General features: G+C 37.0%; 27 protein-coding genes. 15 read left to right on the top strand and 12 right to left on the bottom strand.

The genetic code is table 11. From position 1 onward, the window contains the following. Positions 1-14: 14 nt before the first annotated feature. From ACY650_RS18495 to mnmE, 3 genes are all read right to left on the bottom strand, one after another. Positions 15-911 (bottom strand): LamG-like jellyroll fold domain-containing protein, encoded by an 897-nt coding sequence (locus ACY650_RS18495; protein WP_462249843.1) that lies wholly within the window; start codon positions 909-911, stop codon positions 15-17. A 257-nt stretch (positions 912-1,168) separates the two neighbouring features. Further along, the gene (locus ACY650_RS18490) at positions 1,169-1,684 is read right to left on the bottom strand and encodes a hypothetical protein (RefSeq protein ID WP_462249841.1); all 516 of its coding nucleotides are present in this window, start codon (positions 1,682-1,684) and stop codon (positions 1,169-1,171) included. Positions 1,685-1,708: 24 nt separating this feature from the next. Further along, positions 1,709-3,115, bottom strand: a complete 1,407-nt coding sequence (mnmE, locus tag ACY650_RS18485; protein WP_462249839.1) for a tRNA uridine-5-carboxymethylaminomethyl(34) synthesis GTPase MnmE — start codon at positions 3,113-3,115, stop codon at positions 1,709-1,711. Between the two features lie 53 nt (positions 3,116-3,168). Here mnmE and ACY650_RS18480 point away from each other — a divergent pair, with 53 nt between their 5' ends. Next, on the top strand, positions 3,169-3,492 hold the full coding sequence (locus ACY650_RS18480) for an ArsR/SmtB family transcription factor (RefSeq protein ID WP_462249837.1): 324 nt from the start codon (positions 3,169-3,171) through the stop codon (positions 3,490-3,492). 1 nt (position 3,493) lies between these two features. Beyond that, positions 3,494-4,012: an SRPBCC family protein gene (locus ACY650_RS18475; protein ID WP_462249835.1), complete on the top strand. Its 519-nt coding sequence runs from the start codon at positions 3,494-3,496 to the stop codon at positions 4,010-4,012. Between the two features lie 30 nt (positions 4,013-4,042). Here the strand turns inward: ACY650_RS18475 and ACY650_RS18470 are convergent, their stop codons facing one another. Continuing rightward, entirely contained in the window at positions 4,043-5,269 is a 1,227-nt protein-coding gene (locus ACY650_RS18470) for a sterol desaturase family protein (RefSeq protein ID WP_462249833.1), read from the bottom strand. A 57-nt stretch (positions 5,270-5,326) separates the two neighbouring features. On the opposite strand from ACY650_RS18470, the gene ACY650_RS18465 reads away from it, so the two are divergent. The 7 genes from ACY650_RS18465 (at position 5,327) to ACY650_RS18435 (ending at position 12,666) form a co-directional block, all read left to right on the top strand. After that, positions 5,327-5,743, top strand: a complete 417-nt coding sequence (locus ACY650_RS18465; RefSeq protein ID WP_462249831.1) for a hypothetical protein — start codon at positions 5,327-5,329, stop codon at positions 5,741-5,743. Between the two features lie 141 nt (positions 5,744-5,884). Next, on the top strand, positions 5,885-7,750 hold the full coding sequence (locus ACY650_RS18460; RefSeq protein WP_462249829.1) for a DNA topoisomerase IV subunit B: 1,866 nt from the start codon (positions 5,885-5,887) through the stop codon (positions 7,748-7,750). A gap of 96 nt (positions 7,751-7,846) precedes the next feature. Continuing rightward, a complete protein-coding gene (locus ACY650_RS18455) occupies positions 7,847-8,464 on the top strand; it encodes a SatD family protein (protein WP_462249827.1) in 618 nt (205 codons plus the stop codon). After that, the gene (locus tag ACY650_RS18450) at positions 8,457-8,774 is read left to right on the top strand and encodes a hypothetical protein (RefSeq protein ID WP_462249825.1); all 318 of its coding nucleotides are present in this window, start codon (positions 8,457-8,459) and stop codon (positions 8,772-8,774) included. Before ACY650_RS18455 ends, ACY650_RS18450 begins: the two co-directional genes overlap by 8 nt. Then, positions 8,775-11,360, top strand: coding sequence for a DNA gyrase/topoisomerase IV subunit A (locus tag ACY650_RS18445; protein WP_462249823.1), 2,586 nt, complete (start codon positions 8,775-8,777; stop codon positions 11,358-11,360). It begins immediately after the preceding gene. Further along, positions 11,361-12,023: a TrmH family RNA methyltransferase gene (locus ACY650_RS18440; RefSeq protein ID WP_462249821.1), complete on the top strand. Its 663-nt coding sequence runs from the start codon at positions 11,361-11,363 to the stop codon at positions 12,021-12,023. Next, positions 12,016-12,666: a SanA/YdcF family protein gene (locus tag ACY650_RS18435; RefSeq protein WP_462249819.1), complete on the top strand. Its 651-nt coding sequence runs from the start codon at positions 12,016-12,018 to the stop codon at positions 12,664-12,666. Before ACY650_RS18440 ends, ACY650_RS18435 begins: the two co-directional genes overlap by 8 nt. Here the strand turns inward: ACY650_RS18435 and ACY650_RS18430 are convergent. Beyond that, complete coding sequence (locus ACY650_RS18430) at positions 12,656-12,979, bottom strand: Hpt domain-containing protein (protein WP_462249817.1); 324 nt, start codon at positions 12,977-12,979, stop codon at positions 12,656-12,658. The two genes, ACY650_RS18435 and ACY650_RS18430, sit on opposite strands and share 11 nt — an antisense overlap. A gap of 130 nt (positions 12,980-13,109) precedes the next feature. Here ACY650_RS18430 and ACY650_RS18425 point away from each other — a divergent pair, with 130 nt between their 5' ends. The 3 genes from ACY650_RS18425 to ACY650_RS18415 all read left to right on the top strand — a co-directional run bounded on the left by ACY650_RS18425 (position 13,110) and on the right by ACY650_RS18415 (position 15,260). Beyond that, the gene (locus tag ACY650_RS18425) at positions 13,110-13,571 is read left to right on the top strand and encodes a hypothetical protein (RefSeq protein WP_462249815.1); all 462 of its coding nucleotides are present in this window, start codon (positions 13,110-13,112) and stop codon (positions 13,569-13,571) included. 66 nt (positions 13,572-13,637) lie between these two features. Continuing rightward, positions 13,638-14,189 carry a rhomboid family intramembrane serine protease gene (locus tag ACY650_RS18420; protein ID WP_462249813.1) on the top strand — a complete coding sequence of 184 codons (552 nt, stop codon included), beginning with the start codon at positions 13,638-13,640 and terminating at the stop codon, positions 14,187-14,189. 21 nt (positions 14,190-14,210) lie between these two features. Next, positions 14,211-15,260 carry a PA0069 family radical SAM protein gene (locus tag ACY650_RS18415; protein ID WP_462249811.1) on the top strand — a complete coding sequence of 350 codons (1,050 nt, stop codon included), beginning with the start codon at positions 14,211-14,213 and terminating at the stop codon, positions 15,258-15,260. A 74-nt stretch (positions 15,261-15,334) separates the two neighbouring features. Here ACY650_RS18415 and ACY650_RS18410 read toward each other — a convergent pair whose 3' ends face one another. The 3 genes from ACY650_RS18410 to ACY650_RS18400 all read right to left on the bottom strand — a co-directional run bounded on the left by ACY650_RS18410 (position 15,335) and on the right by ACY650_RS18400 (position 17,463). Then, positions 15,335-15,691, bottom strand: a complete 357-nt coding sequence (locus tag ACY650_RS18410; RefSeq protein WP_462249809.1) for a DoxX family protein — start codon at positions 15,689-15,691, stop codon at positions 15,335-15,337. Positions 15,692-15,781: 90 nt separating this feature from the next. Further along, positions 15,782-16,453, bottom strand: a complete 672-nt coding sequence (locus ACY650_RS18405; RefSeq protein ID WP_462249807.1) for a hypothetical protein — start codon at positions 16,451-16,453, stop codon at positions 15,782-15,784. Beyond that, on the bottom strand, positions 16,450-17,463 hold the full coding sequence (locus ACY650_RS18400; RefSeq protein WP_462249805.1) for an AMP-binding protein: 1,014 nt from the start codon (positions 17,461-17,463) through the stop codon (positions 16,450-16,452). The genes ACY650_RS18405 and ACY650_RS18400 overlap by 4 nt, the downstream gene beginning before the upstream one ends. A 5-nt stretch (positions 17,464-17,468) precedes the next feature. Between ACY650_RS18400 and ACY650_RS18395 the strand changes: the two genes are divergently transcribed. From ACY650_RS18395 to ACY650_RS18385, 3 genes are read left to right on the top strand one after another with little or no spacing between them, the layout of a single operon-like run. Beyond that, positions 17,469-18,026 carry an RNA polymerase sigma-70 factor gene (locus ACY650_RS18395; protein ID WP_462249803.1) on the top strand — a complete coding sequence of 186 codons (558 nt, stop codon included), beginning with the start codon at positions 17,469-17,471 and terminating at the stop codon, positions 18,024-18,026. Beyond that, positions 18,016-19,419, top strand: coding sequence for a carboxypeptidase-like regulatory domain-containing protein (locus ACY650_RS18390; RefSeq protein ID WP_462249801.1), 1,404 nt, complete (start codon positions 18,016-18,018; stop codon positions 19,417-19,419). Before ACY650_RS18395 ends, ACY650_RS18390 begins: the two co-directional genes overlap by 11 nt. A 56-nt stretch (positions 19,420-19,475) precedes the next feature. Next, complete coding sequence (locus tag ACY650_RS18385) at positions 19,476-20,402, top strand: FecR family protein (protein WP_462249799.1); 927 nt, start codon at positions 19,476-19,478, stop codon at positions 20,400-20,402. A gap of 18 nt (positions 20,403-20,420) precedes the next feature. On the opposite strand, the gene ACY650_RS18380 is transcribed toward ACY650_RS18385, so the two are convergent. The 4 genes from ACY650_RS18380 to ACY650_RS18365 are packed head-to-tail and all read right to left on the bottom strand — an operon-like array spanning position 20,421 to position 24,506. After that, positions 20,421-21,269, bottom strand: a complete 849-nt coding sequence (locus ACY650_RS18380) for a 1,4-dihydroxy-2-naphthoyl-CoA synthase (RefSeq protein ID WP_462249797.1) — start codon at positions 21,267-21,269, stop codon at positions 20,421-20,423. Beyond that, positions 21,250-22,887: a 2-succinyl-5-enolpyruvyl-6-hydroxy-3-cyclohexene-1-carboxylic-acid synthase gene (menD, locus tag ACY650_RS18375; RefSeq protein ID WP_462249795.1), complete on the bottom strand. Its 1,638-nt coding sequence runs from the start codon at positions 22,885-22,887 to the stop codon at positions 21,250-21,252. The genes ACY650_RS18380 and menD overlap by 20 nt, the downstream gene beginning before the upstream one ends. 15 nt (positions 22,888-22,902) lie before the next feature. Beyond that, a complete protein-coding gene (locus ACY650_RS18370; protein WP_462249793.1) occupies positions 22,903-24,072 on the bottom strand; it encodes a chorismate-binding protein in 1,170 nt (389 codons plus the stop codon). Beyond that, a complete protein-coding gene (locus ACY650_RS18365) occupies positions 24,072-24,506 on the bottom strand; it encodes a hotdog fold thioesterase (RefSeq protein ID WP_462249791.1) in 435 nt (144 codons plus the stop codon). The genes ACY650_RS18370 and ACY650_RS18365 overlap by 1 nt, the downstream gene beginning before the upstream one ends. Positions 24,507-24,509 lie beyond the last annotated feature (3 nt).

Here is a 24,509-nt window from a genome sequence, read left to right as displayed (position 1 = left end):
GAGTTGAGATCTTGTTATAGAAGTCCCTTAATATGTTCTTTTTCTTGGAAGAGTGTTGTAATCTCTTCCTCGGTTAGCAACCTGTTATAGATTGAAACCTCATCCATTAAACCTATATAGCTAAGCCCCAATAGAATGTTGGACTTTTCATAATCCCAGGTAAATGGATCTACAATGTCAGAACGTGTTCCCACTAATTTACCGTCAAGGTAAAGGCTTGCCACTCCATTTTCTGTGTTTAGGTGATTGAAATTGATCAAGACATGCGTCCATTTTCCTGATGCAAATGGTGGTTCTTTAACAACGGGTAACTGCTCAATGAAAATAGGGTTTTCATTATCGGGACCTTCCGGAGAAGGATTCCAGCTATTTCTATCACCAATGACACCAAGTCTGAAATCTCGAGGGTTAGTTTTGGTGAAATCAACCCAAATAGCAGCATCATTATAGCTCACATCGGTAATTTGGATGGGATCGCAAAAACCAGGTTGTAAGTCAACTGCTGGATCAAGGCTTAACCAAAAAGAGATAGCACCACTCCAATCACTGGTGTCATACACAATATTCTTTTCACTGCGGTAAAAAATATATCCAGAAGATCGTTCAGTAAATTTCAGACAGCTTCCAATGAGCCCTTCATCTTGAGCAATCATTATATCCGGTTTATGCAGGCCTACTTTGGCCGAGTCTATGGACTTAATAGGAGAGGTATATAGCTGATTGTCGCCTAACGAAAAATCTGCGTTTATTCCACTATCAAAAGAGGCGTAAAATGTTAATGCTGACTTGATCGATGATGTTTTAGCCTCTTCTTTAGAAGTACTATTCTTCGGATTGCAAGCCTGGAAGCTGTAGAATAAAACTAATATAAGAATGATAATTCCTTGTTGGCTATTTGTGGTCTTGATCATGAGTTATTAATGCTTTGATTGACTGCTAATCTGAAAATTAACTATTCTTTGACTTAGAGAATACAAGTATGTGGAAGATCATGTGAATTCGTTTTGTAAGATTACTTCCCAATACAAAACTTGCTGAAGATATTCTAGAGCAAATCGTCGGTAGTAACCTCACCAGTAATCTCACCTAAATGGAAGAGCGCTTGTCGAATGTCCTGGGCTACCAGGTCATTGCTCATTTGCATATTGATGCATTCAGTCATTTCATATTATTGAACATAAGTACTATCTAGCTCACTTAAGTCTGGTACAACGATATCTTCAAAATCATCGTCAACTTCTCCAAGATCAAGAAGTTCTGGCATTGGTACTTGAACGCATTCAGTCCATTCACTAGACCTTCGTCTAAAGTCTGCTTCATAAGTTTCTAGCCACTTATCAAGATTTAATGAATCTACTATAGGAATTTCCTCCGTAAGGCGTAGTAGCAGTATGGTATCCTGATCATTACGTAACATCAGGGAGTCTTCAGATAGCGGAACAATTTTGAATTTTTGAATACGACCGAGTGACCGAATCTTGAATGTGTCATCTTGGACTTCTATAGGAAAAGTGGTGGGTGACCAGTAACCTTCTGTGGCATAGAGAACATAATCATCAAAGAATCTATGCTCAATGTACTCCCCTCGTATATTACATTGTTTCCATGAACCTATAAGCTGATGCTCGGTAGAGGAAGAAGAGCCAAAAAAAAGGACAATCAAGAGTAACTTAAATTTCTTCATTAATTCACATATTTGATTAAATCATCACTTCCCAATACAAAACTTAGAGAAAATATTCTCGAGCAAATCGTCCGTAGTTACCTCTCCAGTGATTTCACCTAAATGGAATAGGGACTGGCGGATGTCCTGAGCCACCAGATCATTGCTCATTTGCATGTTGATGCCTTCGACCACTCGATTTAAAGCCTCATCCGTTTGTTGTAAGCTCTGAAGATGTCTTGTGTTCGTAACCACTACATTGCTTTGTGATGGCACATCTATGAAGGTCTTTAGACGTTGTTTAAGCTCCTCCAGGTTATCTCGTTCCTTGGCTGATATAAATACAGCATTCTCTTTGCTTAATCTTTCCCTTAATTCTTCAGAAGCCTGGTCTACTTTATTACCGACGATTAAGTAGGGCGCCTCCGAAGTATTTAGATCCCTCAATTGCTCATCTATGGATGCTAAGGATTCATTGACTAAATCGAAAAGATAGATTACCAATCCTGCAGACTTCATTTTTTCTAACGTGCGCTCTACTCCAATGCTTTCTACCTTATCGTCCGTTTGACGGATTCCAGCGGTGTCTATGAACCTAAAAGCAATCCCATCTAAGTAAATCTGATCTTCAATGAAATCACGTGTAGTTCCTGCTACATCAGATACAATGGCTTTTTCCTCATTTAGTAGCGCATTGAGAAGTGTTGACTTACCAGCATTCGGTTTCCCAGCAATAACAGTCGGAATACCATTTTTTATGACATTTCCATACTCGAAGCTGGCGATCAATGAACGTATCAACACATGGATCTTTTCTATTAACTCCAGCAATCCACCACGGTCTGCAAACTCCACGTCTTCTTCTGCGAAATCAAGTTCTAGCTCAATCATAGAAGCGAAGTGTACTAATTGCTCTCTCAGGTTTTTAATTTCATCAGAGAAGCCACCTCTCATCTGTTTCATTGCTGTTTGCTGCATGCCCGCATTCTCTGATGCAATCAGGTCAGCTACAGCCTCCGCTTGAGTTAAATCAAATCTGCCATTTAGAAATGCTTTCTGAGTAAATTCTCCTGGTTTGGCTAATCGAGCACCATTGGTAACCAATAGACTCAAAATCTTCTGCAAGATGTACTGAGAACCGTGACTGGATATCTCTATCACATCTTCTTTAGTGTAGGAGTGTGGTCCCTTGAAAATTGATACCAACACTTCATCAATGATAGTATTCTGATCATCTCTGATAGTTCCAAGATGTATCGTGTGAGAATCTACCTGGGTAAGATCCTTACCTCTAAATAGTTTATTTACGATGGGAATTGTCTGAGATCCAGAAACTCGTATAATTCCTAATGCACCTTGTCCAGGAGGTGTTGCAAGGGCCGTAATGGTATCGTTGATATGAGACATGATGCAAAGATGATAAATGCTAGTTAGATAGTATAGTGGTTCCATGTGTAACCAATTGGTTTCTTTTATATATATTTGTAACTGAAAGGTTACATATTATGCGAAGAGATGTATTTCAAGCTATAGCAGATCCAACCAGGAGAGACATAATTGGATTGGTTTCTCATCAGACACTTAATGTGAATGAGCTAGCAGAAAATTTTGATATGAGTAGGCCAGCAGTATCCAAGCATTTAAAGATTTTAAGGGAATGTGGCTTGCTCAAAATTCAAAAGAAGGGTAGGGAAAGGTATTGCCATGCTGATCTTGAGAAATTGGGTGAAATAGCCATTTGGGTCCATCAATACAGGCGATTTTGGAATACTAGCCTTGATAAATTGGAAGAAGCTTTAAAAGAAGATCAAAACAATAAACCACAATAAGATGAATAACTACGGAGAACTAATAACACCAACGACATTATTGTTTACGCGATTGTTACCCGGTCCAATTGACCGTGTTTGGGATTTTATTACCGATGCAGAAAAACGAAGTAAATGGTTTTGTGGCGGCACTTCCGGTCTGATTCCAAATCAGGAATTTAAGTTTGTTTTTCACAATTCAACACTAGGTTCACCTCCAGTTGATACGCCAGCTAAATACAAAGAATATGGTGAGGGTTTTGAATCGCCAGCTCGAGTTATTAAAGCAGAAAAGCCTAGTCTTTTTGTCATAGAATGGGAGGGCATAGTCACATTCAAACTTGAAGAAGTAGATGATAAAGTCAAGCTAACTTTGACACACGAGAACCTTGCAGATACACCTGAAGCAAGAATAGGTACGCTAGCTGGATGGCATACTCACTTGGATATACTGGTAGATGTATCTAATAACATCGAAGCGAATAGCTTTTGGCCGCGACACATGCAGCTTGAAGATGATTATGAAGCAAGGTTATCTTAACATATCATCCAATCCTTAAAAAGCATATAGCTAAGTAGCGTCTTTATGATTTTGGATGAATGAACTAACACGAAGAAGCCAAAAACCAAATAGCAGTGTAAATAGTATCCCTATTACATAGCCTATCGGTGTATTTATAAGGTAAATTAAAATAGCCGAAGTAGCTACTAGGCGAATGAACTCTGCAGGAATCCATTTGGATTTGTTTTCCATAAGTATTCCTAATTGTCCAATAGACCACATGATGTAGATAGCTAAAGCAAGTTTGATGTATAAATCATAGTTAGCATGTGTAAAAAGGAATAGGGCCGTAAAAGACAACACAGCCACAAATTGCACAAATACGTATCTAATTAGTGCGATATGAGGATGTATATCAAATTTGGTATATGACTCATTATTTACTTCGGGAGCTGCTTGATAACCACCTAATTCAGCAGGCCTCCAACCTGGCTTATAAAAGAGTACTTTAAGCTTATTTAGAAATCCAGGTGTTGATTTAATTTGATTCGCCATACCTACAATAGGAAGAATATTAGCCCAGACAGGGTTCCAGCTATTTGTTGGTGTAGTTACTCCATAAGTTGGACGTTCTTCTTCCTCTTGAAAAGTCCCAAATATTCGATCCCAAATCATCAAAGTGCCGGCATGATTACGATCAATATATTTTGGATTTCTACCATGATGTACACGGTGGTGCGAAGGGGTGTTGAAGAGATATTCGAACCACCTAGGCAGCTTTTCTATAGCTTCTGTATGAATCCAAAATTGATAAATGAGGTTGATTCCTTTTACAGCTAGAAAAGCATACGCATTGAATCCAATGACTGCTAATGGTAGATAAAATATCATTGAAAAGACGCCACCAAAGGAAGATTGTCTTAGCGCAACTGATAGGTTGTAATCTTCACTTTGATGATGGACAACGTGAGCCGTATTCCATAGAAAGTTAATTTCATGGCTCGCTCTATGAAACCAGTAATAAAAGAAATCAACAAGCACAAAAAGAATCAAGTAGCTCCACCAAGAATTTTCGATTTGAGCAATCGATAGGTATTGATAAACGAACTGATACATACCTATAGACAAGACTCCCCATACAGCATTAGTTACCTGCGAGAATATGCCACAATTGATGTTAGTAATAGCATCATTCGTACGATAAATTTTGGTCTTCTTTATTAGCTGATAAACCAGCTCAAAACCAATTAGAATGAAGTATAGGGGAATGGAAAGTATTACGGGGTTGAAATCCATATTCAAAATTAATGATTGAGTCTCATAATATGTCTGCAGCTGGTTAGATTTGCGGGCATGATCAAAGCTGTAAAAGTTCTTAACACCATTTCGATACTTCTTTTCTCTGGAGTACTTCTTTTGGTTTATGCTTATTTACCGATAATGGTTGATGTCAATTTGGAAGGTGTCAAAGACATTCACAAGCAGACTTTGTTTTACTATTTATTCGGAGCATTTGTAGTCGTAAACTTCATTTTAAGAATTGGAATCAATTACGGAACGAAGGGGATATCTCAAGAACTAGGGGGGTGGATTCGGTCCATATTATTCATCGTCAATTTCTATTTCGCGACAATCATTGGGTTCATTGGTGTAGTCAATAATACGGGGCATATCAACCCTGAAAGCTATGCGTATCTAAACTTTTTAGGACCAATCTTTTTAGTTGTTTGGATAATCGGATTGATTTTTTTCATTTTTAAAAAGAAGTAGAACTCACTCTATTTCAGATTATTAAATTGTCTTATTTCAAGTAACACTACCTTTTGGGGTTAGGTTGTTACGTGTAAGTATTGGATTTTTATCATTACTTTGAATTGTAGACAATTAAATCACTGTTAACGAATTTACTAGATGGCTGAAGCGATTTATACCGAGGATAGTATTAAATCTCTGGATTGGAAGGAGCACATTCGACTAAGACCAGGGATGTATATCGGTAAGCTAGGAGATGGAAGCTCTCCTGATGATGGGATATATGTATTGGTGAAAGAAATCATCGATAATAGTATTGATGAACACATGATGGGACATGGCAGAACAATCGAGGTGAAGGTGACTGATCATCGTGTAACTGTCAGGGATTATGGCCGAGGTATTCCGCTTGGAAAAGTGGTGGATTGCGTTAGTAAAATCAATACAGGTGGTAAGTACGATTCCGGTGCTTTTCAAAAGTCAGTAGGATTAAATGGTGTAGGTACCAAAGCCGTTAATGCGCTTTCGAATTACTTCAAAGTTCAGAGTTATAGAGACGGTGAATCCAAGTTAGCAGAGTTTGAAAGAGGTGAGATCACCAATGACGCAAAGGTCCAAAAAGTAGAGGGCAGGAACGGTACTCAAATCATTTTTGAACCCGATGATTCAGTCTTCAAAAACTATCATTTTATTCCTGAGTATTTAGACAATTTGATGTGGAACTATGCCTACTTAAATGCAGGCTTAACCATTGTCTTAAATGGGAAAAAATATCATTCAGAAAATGGACTAAAAGACCTACTAACCAGGAAGGCAGATATTGAAAATATTCGATATCCAATTATCCACTTGAAAGGTAATGACATTGAAGTCGCATTGACTCATGCTAATCAATATGGTGAGGAATATTACTCATTTGTAAATGGTCAGTATACGACTCAAGGTGGTACGCACTTAGCGGCATTTAGAGAGGCTGTAGTAAAAACTGTAAGAGAGTTTTATGGTAAGACATTTGATGCTGCGGATGTGAGAACTGCAATCATTGGTGCCATCGCAGTTAGGGTACAAGAACCAGTTTTTGAAAGTCAGACTAAAACGAAACTTGGATCTCAAAACGTAGGACCAGATGGACCAACGATGCGAACCTTTGTCAATGATTTCATCAAAACTGAACTTGATAATTTCCTACACAGAAATTCGGAAACAGCTGATGCACTGCTAAAGCGTATTCAACAATCAGAGAGAGAGCGTAAGGAAATAGCCGGTATTAAGAAGTTAGCTAATGAAAGAGCTAAGAAAGCTAATCTTCACAATAAGAAACTAAGAGATTGTAGAATCCACTTCAACGACAAGAAAGGGGATGAAACGATCAAAGATGAAACGATGATCTTCATTACAGAGGGAGATTCTGCAAGTGGATCCATTACCAAATCAAGAAAGGTTCAAACCCAAGCTGTATTCTCACTTCGCGGGAAGCCATTTAACTGCTTTGGACATACCAAAAAAGTGGTTTATGAAAATGAAGAATTCAATTTGCTCCAACACGCCCTCAATATAGAGGATGGTCTTGAAGGATTACGATATAGGAAAATTGTCATAGCTACTGATGCTGATGTAGATGGAATGCATATTAGACTGCTCTTGCTCACATATTTCCTACAGTTTTTCCCTGAATTAGTAAGGAACAATCATATTTTCATACTTGAAACACCTCTATTTAGAGTAAGAAATAAGAAAGAAACGATTTATTGTTATTCTGAAGAGGAGCGTAGAAATGCCATCGAAAAACTAGGAAGCAAACCTGAGATAACCAGATTTAAGGGCTTAGGTGAAATCAGTCCTGGAGAATTCGCTGAATTTATTGGAGATAATATTCGATTGGATCCCGTAATCCTGCAAAAGGATACAAGTATTCAGGATCTGTTAACTTTTTATATGGGTAAGAATACGCCGGATCGTCAGCAATTTATTATCGATAAACTAAGAGTAGAAAAAGATTTAGTAAAAGACGCTAAAGTTGCATAGCCTTATTTAAGCATTATAACCAGTTTTATTGTAATTAATATGCAATAATTATTTTTTTGTATAAATTTTACAATAAATTGTGTTTTGTAAAAAATTATGAAACAATTCATCTTAATGGCGGACATCGTGAATAGTCGCGAAAAAGAAGGTAAAGGCCTAATGCAGGACTTTCAAGCTACAGTTCGTTGGGCGAATAAAATATATGGAGACTCAATTGAATCCCCATTGACGATTACACTTGGAGATGAATTTCAAGGAATCGTCAGTTCTGCTTCAAAAGGAGTAGATATTATCCTTGCCATGGAAGAATACATCCTTGAATCTGAATTTGAATTTAAACTACGCTATGTCTTACACGAAGGTGTGATAGATACACCAATAAACGAGGATAAGGCATATGAAATGATCGGTCAAGGGCTAACAAGTGCTCGTAAAAAACTTACAGAGATGAAGAAAGACAATGGCAGATTTTTAATGTCCATTAAAAGAGGGAAAGAAATTGGAAAAATGATGAGAGTTACTCAGCACTTTATTGATAGTTGGCATCCCAAAGATCGTAGCACAGTTTCAGGCTTTTTGCAAGGACATGATTATAAGGAGATGGCTAAAATTGAGTCTAAGGATGAATCTAGCCTTTGGAGACGGAGGAGGAGCCTATCTATTGATGAGTATATACTATGTAAAGAACTTGTACATCATTTGATCAATGAATGATTACATCATAAATAGCGCCATATTTTTTGTAGGAGAAATTATTGCACTAGGCCTCTTTTTTTTGATTACGAAAATATTTGATCGAGACCTCACCATTAGTAGTGTTTTAAGAGGTGTATTAGAAAGAGGATTTCTATATGTAATTCTATTAGTCAGTCTACCACAAGGTATGGCTTTCTTTGGTGCACTTAAAATAGCAACTCGTCTGAAAGATGATGATAAGATTTCAAATGACTATTTCCTCACTGGAAATCTAGTCTCAGTATTAATTGTAATTGGATATTACCTACTAAGTCAACATACTTTTTAAATGGGAGAAGAACACGAAAACGAACAAGAGATACACGATGTAATCCCGATTTCCGGGATGTATGAAAATTGGTTTCTAGACTATGCCTCATATGTAATTCTGGAACGAGCTGTACCAGCAATTAATGACGGATTGAAACCAGTACAGCGAAGGATATTACATGCAATGAAAGAGATGGATGATGGTCGCTACAACAAAGTGGCAAACATCATCGGTAGTGCCATGCAATACCATCCGCATGGTGATGCTTCCATAGGAGACGCAATTGTAAATCTTGGTCAAAAGGATCTACTTATAGATACCCAGGGTAACTGGGGAGATGTTCGTACGGGTGATTCAGCAGCAGCAGCTAGGTATATAGAGGCCAGACTATCCAAATTTGCATTAGAGGTAATTTTCAACCCTCAAACTACAGAGTGGCAGCTGTCATATGATGGTCGTAAGAAAGAGCCTGTTACTTTTCCTGTCAAATTCCCATTATTACTGGCTCAAGGCGTAGAAGGAATTGCTGTTGGTTTATCTACCAAAATGCTGCCACACAATTTTTGCGAAATCTTAGAAGGATGCATAGCCACACTCAAAGGAAAGAAAGTTAAATTATATCCTGACTTCCTAACTGGGGGCAAGATTGATGTTACAGACTATAACGATGGGAAACGTGGTGGGAAAGTAAGGGTGCGGGCTTCAATAGAAGAAAAGGATAAGTCAACCTTAGTCATTAAAGATATCCCATATGGAACCACTACAACGTCACTAATAGAGTCTATTGTAAAGGCAAATGACAAGGGTAAAATCAAGATCAAGCAAGTAGTGGATAATACTGCTAAAGAAATTGAGATATTGGTAACCCTTGCCTCTGGTATTTCACCGGATATTACAATGGATGCACTTTATGCATTTACAGATTGTGAAGTTTCAATATCTCCTAATGCGTGTGTCATTGTAGACGACAAGCCGATGTTTTTAGGCATAACAGAGATCTTGAAACAATCTGTGGATCAAACGGTAGATCTGTTACGTCAAGAGTTGGAAATTGAAAAGGCAGAGCTCAAAGAGAAGATATTCTTTAGCAACTTATTGAAGATATTCATCAATGAGGGCATGTATAAACACCCAGAATACGAGAATTCTGGTGACCTTCAAAAATGCTACGAGGTACTAAACACCTTGTTCACACCTTTCTTTGATTTGTTCTATCGTGAGATAACGAACGAAGATTATAAGAGATTGATTGATAAGCCATTGAGTAGTATCACTCGCTTTGATACAAGCAAAGTAGATGCACAAATTCAGGATCTTTCAGAGCAAATTGAGAAAGTGGATCATAACCTGGATAACCTAACAGATTATGCAATATCCTACTACCAAAATCTACTTTCAAAATACGGTCAAGGTAGAGAACGTAAAACAGAAATTACCAATTTCGACACAATCAATGTAACAGTAGTAGCTGCCAATAATGCCAAGTTATATGTCAATCGACAAGACGGTTTTGTTGGCTACGGATTGAAGAAAGATGAGTTCGTATCTGATTGCTCCGACATTGATGATATCATTGCTTTTACGAAGGATGGCAAGTGTATCGTAACTAAAATTCAAGACAAGACTTTCGTTGGTAAAGACATTCTTTATGCCGGAGTTTTTAAGAAGAATGATGAACGTATGGTTTACAATATGGCTTACGTTGATGCCAAGTCTGGGAATAGCTATGTGAAGCGTTTTCAAGTGCTGTCAGTCACCAGAGATAGGCCTTACGACCTAACAAAAGGTGGGAAGGGTAAAGTGCATTACTTTACTGCAAATCCAAATGGTGAAGCTGAACTAGTTACTGTTTCGCTGACACAAGCCAGCAAAGCAAGAAAAAAAGTGTTTGATTTTGATTTTGCTGAATTAGAGATAAAGGGGCGTGGAGCTGGAGGCAATATTCTAACAAAGTATCCCGTAAGGAAAGTCGTATTGAAAGAGGAAGGTAAGTCTACTCTTGGAGGTGTAGATATTTGGTATGACCCTACCGTTGGGAGATTAAATAGAGAAGAACGAGGAGATCATCTGGGCAATTTTATGTCGGATGATCAAATAGCAGTCTTTTATAAAGATGGTAGCTATGAAACAACTTCATTTGAGCTTACCAATCACTATGAGTTCAACAGCGTAATGGGGATCTATAAATTGGATCAAGATTCTTCATTCAATGCAATTCATTATGATGGCGACACCAAAACGTTTTTTGTTAAACGTTTCATTATAGAAACCAATACAGCGAACAAGCGGTTTCCGTTTGTGACTGAAGCTAAAAGCTCCAAACTAGTTTTCATTTCTAAAGGTATCGAGACGGACGTAGAAGTTACTTACAAAGAAGGACGCAAGCACGAAAAGAAGAAGTTAGATCTAATGAGCCTGATTGATATCAAAGGGTGGAAAGCGATTGGTAACAAGCTCCCTGTTCAGCAGGTGATCTCTGTAGACTTACTAAAAGACGAGAAACCAGAACCTGCCATTGATATTGAAGCAATCAAAAGTACGATTCAAACAGAAGTAGAAGAAGAAGAAAACCAACTAGGGCTGTTTGGTGAAAAGAAAGAGTAAATGAATGCGCAAGATGTTATCGATGTTTTAGAGGAATTTGTATCTGAAAATAAACAGACGCAAATAAAGCGGGTGCTAAAGCAAAGAACCAAACATGTTACGCTGGTTTTTGAAGACATAGAAAAGCCTCATAATGTAAGCGCAGTACTGCGCACCGCCGAGTGTATGGGTATTCAAGATTTACACTTTATCAATAATAGAAACAGTTATTCCGTCAACCCACTTATAACTCAAGGCGCTGCTAAATGGGTATCATTGAATCACTATGAAGGCAAAGACAATAGTGTAAGTAGCTGTTTTGATTCGCTACGAAAAGAAGGATATAAAGTATATGCGACTTCTCTACATGAAACTTCTAGGTCTATCTATGACTTGGATGCAAATGATAAAACTGCAATTGTTTTTGGAACAGAGGCAGATGGAATAACGAAAGAAGTGGGGGAAAAGGCAGACGGATTTGTTCATATTCCAATGGGAGGATTTACTGAAAGCTATAATTTATCCGTTAGTGCTGCCATTTGTTTAACAGTGTTGAAATCGAAACTCATCGAGTGGCCAAAACTTACAGAAGAGGAGCAATTGGAATTGAAAGCTTTATGGTATCGAAAAATTGTAAGAGAGGCAGATCTCATTTTAAAGACTAAAGGTGTCTTAAATGAATAGAAAAGTAAAGAGATTCATCAAGTTTATACTTTGGTCAGGGCTAAGCTTATTTCTTTTTGTCCTAGGATCGAACATTTGGGTCGTACAGTCTACAAAGTCCAGAATATATAGTGCAAACGAAGCACCTTTAAATGATGTGGCCTTGGTTTTAGGAACTAGTAAGAGAACTTCTAAAGGCAATCCAAATCGCTTCTTTAAAGAACGAATGCAGGCTGCTGCAGATCTTCACATGAAGCAAAAGGTAAAGCATATCCTGGTCAGTGGTGACAATAGATCAAAATACTATAATGAACCACGAGATATGCTTCAAGCACTGGGAGATCTTGATATACCAGAGAAAGATGTGTCACTTGATTTTGCCGGTCTTAGAACGCTGGATTCAGTTGTAAGGTGTAGCGAGGTTTTTGGACAGAAAAAAGTGACTATTGTAACGCAAGAATTTCATTGCTACAGATCTTTATTTATTGCTAATTACCTGGGAATGGAGGCCATAGCTGTGTCAGCTGATGATGGGGGACCTATTGGAAATGCATTAGCAATACGAGAAGTACTTGCAAGAACAATCGCAGTACTAGACTTATATGTCTTCCAACGTAAACCTAAATTTTTAGGCGAAAAGATTGAATTACCGATTAGAGGTTAGCCCAATTTTTTAATTGTTGTAGAGCATCTTCGCATTGCGATGTTATTTCATCTAAGGATTGCTTTGTTGCATTCTCAGGATGGTGTTGAATGTCCTCTAATGTATCCGCACATGGTAATTGGATCATTTTGGCAGACGGTTTTAACTGATGTGCCGACTTTGATAAGTTATCCATATCATTTGCATCTAATTCTGTCATCATCTTTTTAGATAACGACTTATAGGTAGATTCAAATGTTTCTATGAATTCAGCTTTGAAGTCATCGTCATCCTCACTCAATACTTCTAGGTATGTAAAATCGATTTTTGGCATAGTTCTCTGTAATCCTTGTTATAAAAGTATACCATCTAGGTAAAAAACATACCAAAATTTAGGTGGGATGTCAGCTTCTTCACAGAAATAATTTTGTATTTTCGAGCCGAAAATTTGAAATCCCTAAGGAATGATCCCAGAATTTGAACCACTAAGAGAAGATGAAGTTCAGGTTATGCTTCAAGCACCTGTATATGTTGCAATCTTAATTGCTGGAGCAGACGGAAAAATTGATAAGTCTGAACGAAAAGAAGCTATTGAAGTAGCAAGAAGTAAACAAAGTAGATCTCGTGAGCAGCTGCATGAATTCTATAAGCTAGTGGGCGACCACTTCGAAGAGCATTTTAATAAGTTGATTGATGAACTTCCATCTGGAACAGATGAGAGAATCTCAGCAATTACAACTGAGCTTAGAAAGTTAAATTTCATACTTCCTAAAATTGACAAGAACTTTGCAGTAAAATATCATGCTAGTTTAAAAGATCTAGCCAAGAAAATTGCAGAAGCTTCTGGAGGAGTATTAGGATATTTATCAGTAAGCTATGAAGAATCAAAGCTTATGGAATTAAAGATGATTAAAGAGCTTGCTTAATCATAAAAATTTTAGAATACACCCTGGCTTCAATAGAGGTCAGGGTTTTTTATTTAATTTACTTTAATGCCAAAGTCAGGAATAGTACCACCACTCAGGCTCTGCTTTTTTATGTGGCTTGTATTCACTGTTGAATTTTATTTACCTGTGGATTTTGGTCAATTGGGTATATACCCCAGACACCTAACGGGACTTATCGGAGTAGCTTTGGCTCCATTGATTCACGGAAATTTCAATCACTTAGCTTCTAATACTATCCCATTATTGGTACTTGGGGGAAGTCTTTTTTTCTTTTTTCCTGAGATAGCGAGAAGAGTATTCATGCAAGCTTATTTTTTTACCAACTTATTAGTTTGGGTGTTTGGAAGACCATTTTATCACATTGGTGCAAGTGGCTTAATTTATTCATTGGCATCCTTTTTAGTCTTTTATGGAATCTTTAAAAGAAACTTCAAATCTGTTGTAATCAGTGCCATTATTATTTTTTCCTATGGTAGCATGGCTTATGGTTTATTTTCCTTTGATGAACGCATAAGTTGGGAATCTCATCTTCTAGGAGCAGTTGTTGGTTTAGTTACAGCCTATACCATTTCCAAAACAAGAATTAACAATTACTAATATTTTTAGTAATTTTAATTAATGGATTATATCAAAGGGAAAGGTGCACAAATCAATGTATCTAATAAGTATTCTAAGTATGACATAGATACATCTGATTTAGATGGGATAGATGAAGAATTGATTGATACAAAACCTCAAATAGAAGTTTTTAAAGAAACTCCTAAAAAGATTATATCGACGAATAATAGTCCAGATGTAGGCATGTACACTTCGATAAATCCATATCAAGGATGTGAACACGGATGTATCTATTGTTATGCTAGAAATTCTCACGAATACTGGGGATTCAGCGCAGGCATTGATTTCGAAACTAAAATTATCGTAAAGCCAGAAGCTCCATCACTATTGGAAAATGAATTCCTTAAATCATCATATAAACCTCGAGTAATTATGTTGAGCGGAAATACAGATTGCTATCAACCACTAGAAAGGAAATATCAAATCACAAGAAACCTGCTTAAGGTCTTTAATAAGTACCAAAATCCTGTGGGAATAATAACGAAGAATGCACTTGTCGTTCGCGATCTTGATTTACTCAAAGAGCTAGCCTCAAACAAACTTGTACAGGTAATATTTTCAATAACTTCAATGGATGAAAAATTACGGCAAAAATTAGAGCCTCGAACTGCTAGTGCGACCAAAAAATTCAAGGCTATGGAAACGCTTGCCAGTGAAGGAATACCCGTAGGGGTAATGAACGCTCCTTTGATACCTGGGCTTAATCATCATGAGATACCAACCATTTTGAAGAATTCTGCTAATTCAGGAGCAGACTTTGCGAGTTACACTGTTGTGAGGTTAAATGGTCAGATATCTAAAATCTTTAAAGACTGGCTAGTGAAGAACTTTCCAGATCGTTCCACGAAGGTATGGAACCAAATTCAAGAGTTACATGGAGGAAGTGTTAATGATTCAAATTTTGGCAGGAGAATGAGAGGAGAAGGTAAGATTGCTGAGGTGATTAGGAATTTGTTTGAGGTGAGTAAAAGAAAGTATTTTGAAGGACGTGCATTTCAGCCTTTAAGCATCGCTCATTTTAGAAAGGGTGGCAACTACAGTCTATTCTAATAAAAAAACCCTGACAAGAATTTGTCAGGGCCTCTCTTCATACTTATCTAGAATCTAGATTAAGGTTATTCAATTTAGTCGGAAAGATGCGAACTCATAAACCATGCACCACCAGCCAACGCAATATCCTTTAAAAACATTGACGAACTTACAGGATCTTGATTTAAAAAACCAGATAAATGAATCAAAACAGCAAATAATGTCAGCATCAAGCCTAATAGCTGAGTTGCGAGCTTAGCCTTTTTGCCGATAATAATTGCAACAGCAGCAAGAATTAATGCCAATCCGGTTAAATAAACGAAGAAAATCGGGGCTGGTAAAATATCTGGAACCATTCCGGTCATATTATCTGCTCCCATCAAATGGAATACACCAAACATCGCCATTGGGCCGGCATACATGAGTTTGCCGAGATATCCTAATCTTTTCATAAGGTTGGGTTAAAGGTTGAAATACAAAGTGTTAATCACCTTTAAGATACATTTTTCAGATCTCAATAACAAAATGAAGTAGAAGTAGAACTAATTAACAACATGTCTTATAAGACTATTAAGCTCTTCAGCATAATTAGTATCATCCAGATAAAACCAAACATCAGATTCAAGAGATATTGAATTCTCTTTCTTCTTCTTTTTTGGGACGAAGGATTCAAAGTCCAATGAGTATATGTGTTCGAGCAACTTGCGACAATGTACCCAATCGGAAGACACAGTGCCATTACAATCGATCGTACGGTCCGAGAATGACCAAGTTAGATTGTACTCCATTTGATCTAAATAACAAACAACATTTAATGGAGCTTCGATATTTGATTTCTCCAATACTGCTTGCAATAATTCTTGAAATAGAAAGTTTGCTTTTGCAACATCAGCAGGAAATCCAAGTGATTTTGAATCAAGCGATACATGGATGTAAGTCTCACTATCAGGGTCATTACTAAAATTACTTTGACTGATTTCACTTAAATCCTCTTGCCATCGAGAACTAATCGTACCTTCCCATTTCAAATCATCATCATTTGTAAACCCTTCCGCCTTTAATTCAGACTCAGAAACACTTTCCCTATTAAGATAAGTGAGATCAAATTCAACATTAATAGATTCAGCACCTGCGACGAATTCCAGTCGCATTACAGCAGCATATGAAAAGGGAGGGGGTAGTTGTTGTTGCTGATATGAAAAGACTAAATTCATAGGGAATCTTCTAAAACTTTTTGTGTTTTTAATCTATCCAATTTTCCAGAGGGAGTCTTGAATATTACTTGATCAAAGTACAGTTCTTTAGGAACATGGTACTTTTTTAGGTTACTAAAATCAAGTTCTTTTTCGGGACCACTTGACACTAGGATAATTTTTCTATTCAAAGAACTATCCAATAAGGAGCAAATGATAAAGTCATCGTTCATCTGATCATTAAGGACCTGTTCGATTTCTTCTGGGTTGACTTTAATACCCCCTGTATTGATAATAAAGTCTTTTCGTCCGATCCACTTAAAAGTCTTTTGATTAATGACTTCAACTATATCATTTGTCTTCAACCATTTGGCATCAGTAATTGAACCTTTTATCTCTAATGTATCGTCTTGATTGATTCTAACAATTGTATCTCCTGTGGTGGTAAATACATCCTCTGATAGTGATCTCAGAGCAATATGAGAGACAGTTTCAGTCATTCCGAACGTAGAATAAATAGTGGCAGAAGTCTTAACATTTTTTGAATCCATGGGAGCTCCACCAATCAAAATTTTGCCAAATTGATCAATTTGTGAGTTTGTCAATGCTTTGAATTGGAGTGGTACCATTGAGACTAAATCAAATGAACTAGCACCTATTATTGAAATTATGTTGGATGTAGGTTCGATGATATACAAATCGTGATTTGCTATCATAGCACGATACACAACCATTGCTCCACCAATATGCGATGGGTCAAGACACAGCAAGGAGCTTCTAACTGCATTATCAGGATCAATAAAGTCTAGAGTAGCTTTAGTACTGATTTCTATCTTCTCCCTACTAATCTCTATTTTCTTGGGTCTACCAGTAGAGCCTGAACTATGATGTGTAAACGATTTTGCATTGGAAAACCAACTACGAATAATGTTCAACACTATATTTTCGTGCTCATTATATCTTTCTGTTGGAAGACTATCTTTTAGAATTTCTTCTAACTTTAGGACGAAATTATTTGATCTAATAATCACAACGCTTGGAAAACGAAGAGGTAATAGTACATCGGTTAATTAACAAAGATAAGCGGGCTTTTGAACTCGTATTCAACCAGTATTATAATGTAATGGTTTTATATGCTGCTAGGTTTATGGATACAAGGGAAGAGGCAGAAGAAATTGCTCAAGATGTCTTCGTTAAGTTCTGGGAAAAATGTGATACTCTTTCGGAAGACTCATCAATAAAAAGCTACCTCTATCGATCTGTTCATAATTCATGCTTAAATACCATAAAGCACGAAAAAGTGAAAGATGGCTATAGGCAACACATGATTCATTTTATGGAATCAACCTACCAAAATGAGTATGATGAAAGTGATCCTGATTTTTTACGCAATAGAATAACGGGTGAAATTGACAAGTTACCTCCTAGATGTGCTGAGATTTTTAAGCTTAGCAGATTTGAAGGATTAAAATATCAGGAAATAGCTGAGCATTTAGAAATCTCTGTGAAAACTGTAGAGGTACAGATGGGTAAAGCGTTAAAGGTGTTAAGAGAAAGTCTTCAGGATCTAAAAAACCTGAGAGATGCGAGCTAAATTAATTGTAGCTTTCTGTTGCTTAGTATACCTTGGATTTGGTCAAAGCCAAAAGAATGATTTGATCAACGGAACTTTTGAAAACGTTCCTCTTCATGTGATTTTTGATAGCCTCAGTGCTCAGACAAACTATTACTTTAGTTATAATTCAGACTTATTACCCAAAGGAAGTTTGTTCTCTATTACCGCTGAAAACACCCCAATAGATAAATTCCTCTACGGTTTATTGATCGGAACTGGACTTAAGTATTCATTCTACAAAGATCAAATCATACTGAATTATCAACCGGTAGCACAAGTTGAAAAAAAGAAGAATTTCTTTTCAATTTCGGGAACAGTATACGATGAAGATGGCAAACCACTCAATAATGTTAATGTCTTTTTAGACGGTACTACAATTGGTATTAGCAGTGATATAGATGGTAACTATAAGCTGGAGTTTATTCCTGGAGGTTTTTATAACATAGTTTTCTCACATGTTGGGTATGAAAATGCTGTTTATCAGATATCAGAGTCAAATGGCGGAGCAAGGATTCAAAACCATAGAATGACTCTTGATTTGGAGCAGTTGGAAGAGGTGGAAGTTATATCAAACCGTATCAGCCGCTCGGAGGAAATGTGGCAACAACATTATTCTGTCTTTAAAAAAGAGATACTTGGACAATCTAAAAATGCTCAGGAATCTGTAATTGAAAATCCTGAAGCCATAGACTTTACATTTGACGATGACCAAAATGTACTGCATGCCTTTTTGAAAGAGCCCTTACAAATAAGAAATGATGCTAGCGGATATCGAATAAGTTATTTCCTAGAGTCCTTTAAAAAAGAAGAAACTGATCTTCGCTTCAGAGGCAAAATAAGATTTCGAAATATCACACCAGTAAATGGGGGTGAGCGGCGAAAATGGAAGAAAAATCGAAAGAAGAGTTATTACGGGTCATACAATCATTTTAAGAAATCATTGCTAAATGGGGAGCTAAAGAAAGAAGGCTTTAGGATTTATAAAATAAAGAACCTGAATAAGCTTGAAGTAAAAAAAGAGTTTGAGCTTTCTGAATCTGACATATTGGTTTTTAAAGGAGACCACTATGAACTTGATTTTAAAAATTACCTGGCTATCGAATATCGTAAAGAGCAAGAAAGTGAAGTCTTTTTGGAGAGTGATGGATTCATCAGACCGATCAACTCCGAATATGTAGGACCTGCTGGATTTTTAGTTAAGGAACCTGGTAATCAAATTTCTGTTTTAAGGCTTTTACGAGGGTCTGTTAGATTAGATTTGTCAGGCGAAGTAATGGACAGATTTGGACTTACAACATATGGATATTGGGCTTGGGAACGGACAGCTGATTTGGTGCCAATAAATTATGATCCAAAATTTGATAATTTGTAAAAATAAATAGGGGGTTGTTAAGTGTAAGTTGTTAATAACCAGACGATAAGAAGAAAATGGAAGAAGTACTAGCAAAATATTTTTCTGGAGAAGCAACCAAGGACGAAATATCCTTAGTTGAAAAGTGGAGATCGGAATCTAAAACCAATGCGGAAGCATTTTTTGATGCTAAATCTGCTTGGGTGATTTCTCAACCTGAGATGGCACCACCAGCTCATGTTTTGAAAGAAATTTTGGATGAACCTCAAGGCAAACAAGTTCCTTTTATTATGCAGAGTTGGGTGAAATATGCAAGCGCTGCAGTATTGGTGTTGGCTATTTCATTGCTATTTGTGCTAAATCAAAATGGGAGCAACGGAACCAATGTTATCAATCAATCACTTGCTGATGGAAGTTTGATTGCATTACACGAAGACTCTCAATTAGAAGTCATCAAATTTGATGAAAATAGCAGAGAGGTTAGAGTGACAGGCAAAGCATATTTCGATATAGAAAGAGATGAAAGTCGACCTTTTATTATCCACACCGATAATGCAACTGTTGAAGTGTTAGGTACTTCATTTGTTGTGGACACCTATGATGCTGTCACTGAAGTAAGCGTAGAATCTGGTGTAGTTGAACTTTCAAAGAATGTTAATGGGTCAGAATCAGTTTCAGTCAAATTAGAAAAAGGCGAAAAAGGTCTCGTTAAAAATTCCAACATCGGTATTATCAAAACCAATAATGATAATATGAATTACCTGGCATGGAAAACAAAAGTCATTGTGTTTGATGGAACTCCAATGTCTGAAGTAGAGAAGGTAATAGAAGATGTTTACGGAATAGATGTAAGTTTCGAAAATCCAGCATTCAAAGAATGTAAATTGACATCTACGTTCAATAAAAAGAAGCCAAAAGATGCTATAGAAATTATAGCACGAACGTTCGGAATCGAATATGAGTATTCGAACAATAAAGCGATACTAAAAGGAAAGGGGTGTTAAGCACCCCTTTTTCATTTCTTATGGTATCCACTTTATATCATTAAAGTCTGGTTTCCTTTTTTCAAGAAAAGCATTTCTGCCTTCCTTAGCCTCATCAGTCATATAGGCAAGTCTTGTAGCTTCACCAGCAAAAACCTGTTGACCAACCATTCCATCATCAGTAAGATTAAATGCGAACTTCAACATTTTGATTGAAGTAGGGGATTTTGCAAGTATTTCTTGCGCCCACTGAAAAGCTTCATTTTCAAGTTCGTCATGCGGGATTACGGCATTAACCATCCCCATATCATATGCTTCTTGAGCAGAATAGTTACGTCCTAAAAAGAATATCTCTCTGGCTCGTTTTTGACCTACCATCTTAGCAAGATATGCTGATCCATATCCTCCATCAAAGCTGGTTACATCTGCGTCAGTTTGCTTGAAAATAGCATGCTCCTTACTAGCTAAAGTAAGATCGCAGACGGTATGTAAACTATGACCACCGCCAACTGACCAACCTGGTACTACGGCTATTACAACTTTAGGCATAAACCTAATTAATCGTTGAACCTCCAAAATATTCAAACGTGGCATTCCATCTTCATCTACATATCCCTGATGACCTCTGGCATTCTGATCTCCACCACTACAAAATGCCCAACCTCCATCTTTCTTTGAAGGTCCTTCTCCACTTAACAAAACAACACCAATATTCACATCTTCTCTGGCATCTAGGAATGCCTTGTACAATTCTGCTACTGTCTTTGGACGAAAAGCATTTCTTACCTCTGGACGATTAAATGCGATCCTAGCCACTTTACCGCATTTCTTATAGGTAATATCTTCAAACCCTTCAGCACTAATCCAATCAATTTTTGATTCGCTCATTTATATACATTTTTAATTCTCGATATACACTTTGATTTACCTCTGGATTGGTAAATATTTCTAACACTTTTGACCTTTCACTGTCCCGATAGAATTCTTCCAGACATTCTGATAGTGTATTCAAATCATGAGTTTGTTGATACACTAAACCATTTTCAGCACAAATATATTCTGCCGTCCTATTATGTCTTGTCTCAAAATATTCTTCAAGTTCGGGCAAGTTGGAAGGCCCATCAATTAAGCGAAAAATTCCACCTCCTTGATTATTAAGTACAATGACTCTTAAATTGGATAATTGATAATTATGGAAGAAGGCATTTCTATCATACAAAAAAGCAAGATCACCAGTAACTAGCACATTCAATTCTTCGGTGACTAATGCACTACCAAGAGCTGTAGAAGTACAACCATCAATACCGCTAGTTCCTCTATTGCTATAGCAGATCACATTATCTGGCACACCAAACATATCTGCATAGCGGACAGGCATTGAATTGCTTAGGTGAAGGTTTGATCCTTCTGGAATAGATTTCAAAACCTCTCTCGCAACAGTGGTTTCTGAATAGTCTAACTTGCCAATTATTTCAGCTACTGATTTATCTACTGTATCACTGTATGATTTCCATTTTCCTAAGAATTCAGCGTTGACAAAAGAAAAATCTTGCTCATTAAGAAAATCAACCAATCCATAATTGAGTATTTCTGGATTCGTGCTAAAAGTATCTATATTGACTTCTGCAGGATCTAAATGGATGTGCTTTTCTGGTTTTTGCTTTCTTAAAAACTGTTTCATTTTTTTTGAAAGCACCGAAAGGCCCGATGTGATTAAAAGCTCTGGCTTGAGTTCGTCTTGCTGGTTTATAAATAGATCCACGTTCGAAATACCGTGATTTAGATTACTTAGTGGAAACTTCAGAACCGGTACTTTCTTAGAAATATCAGCGAGTTGATCATTCAATGTGCTGTCATAAGGATATTGTCCTAACAAAATCAACACTTTTGAAAAACCATTCAAATCGTATTTCCCTATTACAGAATCCTTCTTATCCGCTAACTCTAACTGATATTCATTAAATTTCAACTCTTCATTCTCCTCTGGATAAAATGGTTCTTCAAAAGGCACATTAATATGCACAGGACCCTTTGGCAGACTTTGACTATTCTTTAATGCGTTTATCAGTTCCCTTTCATATCGAATAGCATCTGATTCATTTTCAATTACAGGTAGTTGCACAGAAAGCTTAACATGATTCTTTAGCACCTCAAACTGCTTTATTGTCTGTCCATCTCTTTGATCCACTAACCTTGGTGGACGATCAGCAGAAATAACAATCAGAGGTATCTCTCGATAATATGCTTCAGCTATTGCTGGTGCATAGTTTAGGAGGGCAGTACCACTAGTACAACATAAAACAACTGGCGATTGTGTTATCTGCGCAATTCCAAGAGCAATGAAACCAGCGGCTCTTTCATCTGGAATGATTCGCTTTTCAATTTGTTGGTTTCTGGCAAATGAAACGGTAAGTGGTGCATTTCTAGACCCGGGTGACATAACTGCTTGTCTAACTCCTAATTGGTAGCAAATCTGAGAGGTATTGTAGACGGTAGGGTGAAGCACGTGTTAAGAGAAACTTTAGTTATTGTCAATTAGTGATCCTAAAATACTCATCTTCATCTCAGTCTCTTCAAATTCTCTTTGAGGATTAGAATCCTCAGTGATCCCAGCTCCTGCATAAAATCTAGCGATATTTCCTTTGATCCTCACGCACCTTAAGTTAACAAACAAACTTGTAGCACCGTCACTGTTTACTGGTCCTAAAAAGCCTGAATACAATTCCCTATTATAACCTTCAATCCTTTCTATCCAAGGTTTAGTTTCTCGAATAGGCATACCGCAAACTGCTGATGTAGGATGAAGTAGTTCCATCATTTGATCGGATAATCGGTCAAAAGAAACTTCATTGTAATTGACAACAAACTCTGTTTTTAGGTGTGCTAGACTTCCAGCTTTAATGGTTTTTGGTCCATGTTCATGAAACTCTCTTAGACGTAATTTCTTAAAGCAGTTTATGATATACCTACTAACAAATGCTTGTTCTTCAATCTCCTTTTGCGTCCAAGCTATTTCACTCAAATTTTGATCCTCTGATAGCTTCTTTGTTCCAGCCAATGATACAGTCTTAAAAACATTCTTATCATCCGATAACAGTAGTTCTGGAGTAGCCCCAATCCAAAGTCCTTTATCTGGAATAAAAGTTACACTCACAAAAGCGTTATGATACTTATTGGAGATCTTTTTATAAAACTCCCATGTTGAGAACTCATTGCCAAGCTCTAAATCTTTATATCTCGATAGAACTACCTTTTCAAATAATCCATCCTTGATAGCATTGACAGCTTCTTGAACATTCTCGTTAAAATCACCAATAGGGTTTTCAAAAATCTCATTTTGCAAGGAAGCTTCTTTTGCGATGATGGAATTAATCTTCGCTTTAAAATCATCAATCTGAGAATCAGTAACTCTAGGATTTACACTTAACTCTTCATTTTTAATGACAATGTCAGCCTGAATGTAATAGGGGGATACAGGGTGATTATCTTTAAACTCATTGACGATAAATCCTGCATCTAAATCTTCTAGTTGTATTTCTTCAACTTTTCTACACTCTTCCAACGAAATAATTAACTGATAATCAGTTGAATTAGGCATCCTCCATAAAGCGAAAGCTATACCTGCCAATTCGAGTTTGTTGATCAATTGATCAAGCTTATCTACCTCAATTATATTTTGAAGCTCAGTCACTATTTCCTATCTAATATCGCTAACGTTATTCTACTTACTGCAACAAGTTGATTTTCATCATTTCTGATATCTATTCCCCAAACTTGTGTGCTTCTTCCCAGGTGGACTGGTTTTGCAACACCTGTTACAAGTCCGTCTTTGGCAGATTTAATATGGTTAGTGTTGATCTCAAGCCCTACAGCATATTGCTTATTTAAATCAATAGTTACCGTAGATCCTACACTTCCCATTGTTTCAGCCAATGCAACAGATGCACCTCCATGTAACAAGCCCATTGGTTGCTTTGTTCGATGATCAACAGGCATTGTAGCTACCAGGTAGTCATCACCAATTTCAGTAAATACTATTCCTAGATGATCTACCATGCAACCTTTCGACATACTATTCAAAGCATCTAGCTCAAGGTATTCGGGGAAAATTCGTTCATTTGCCATTAT

Source organism: Ekhidna sp., from assembly GCF_963691765.1.
In the GTDB taxonomy this organism is placed as follows: domain Bacteria; phylum Bacteroidota; class Bacteroidia; order Cytophagales; family Cyclobacteriaceae; genus Ekhidna.
Note: the sequence above shows the minus strand (reverse complement) of the source record. Positions and strands in the feature narration are given on the sequence as shown.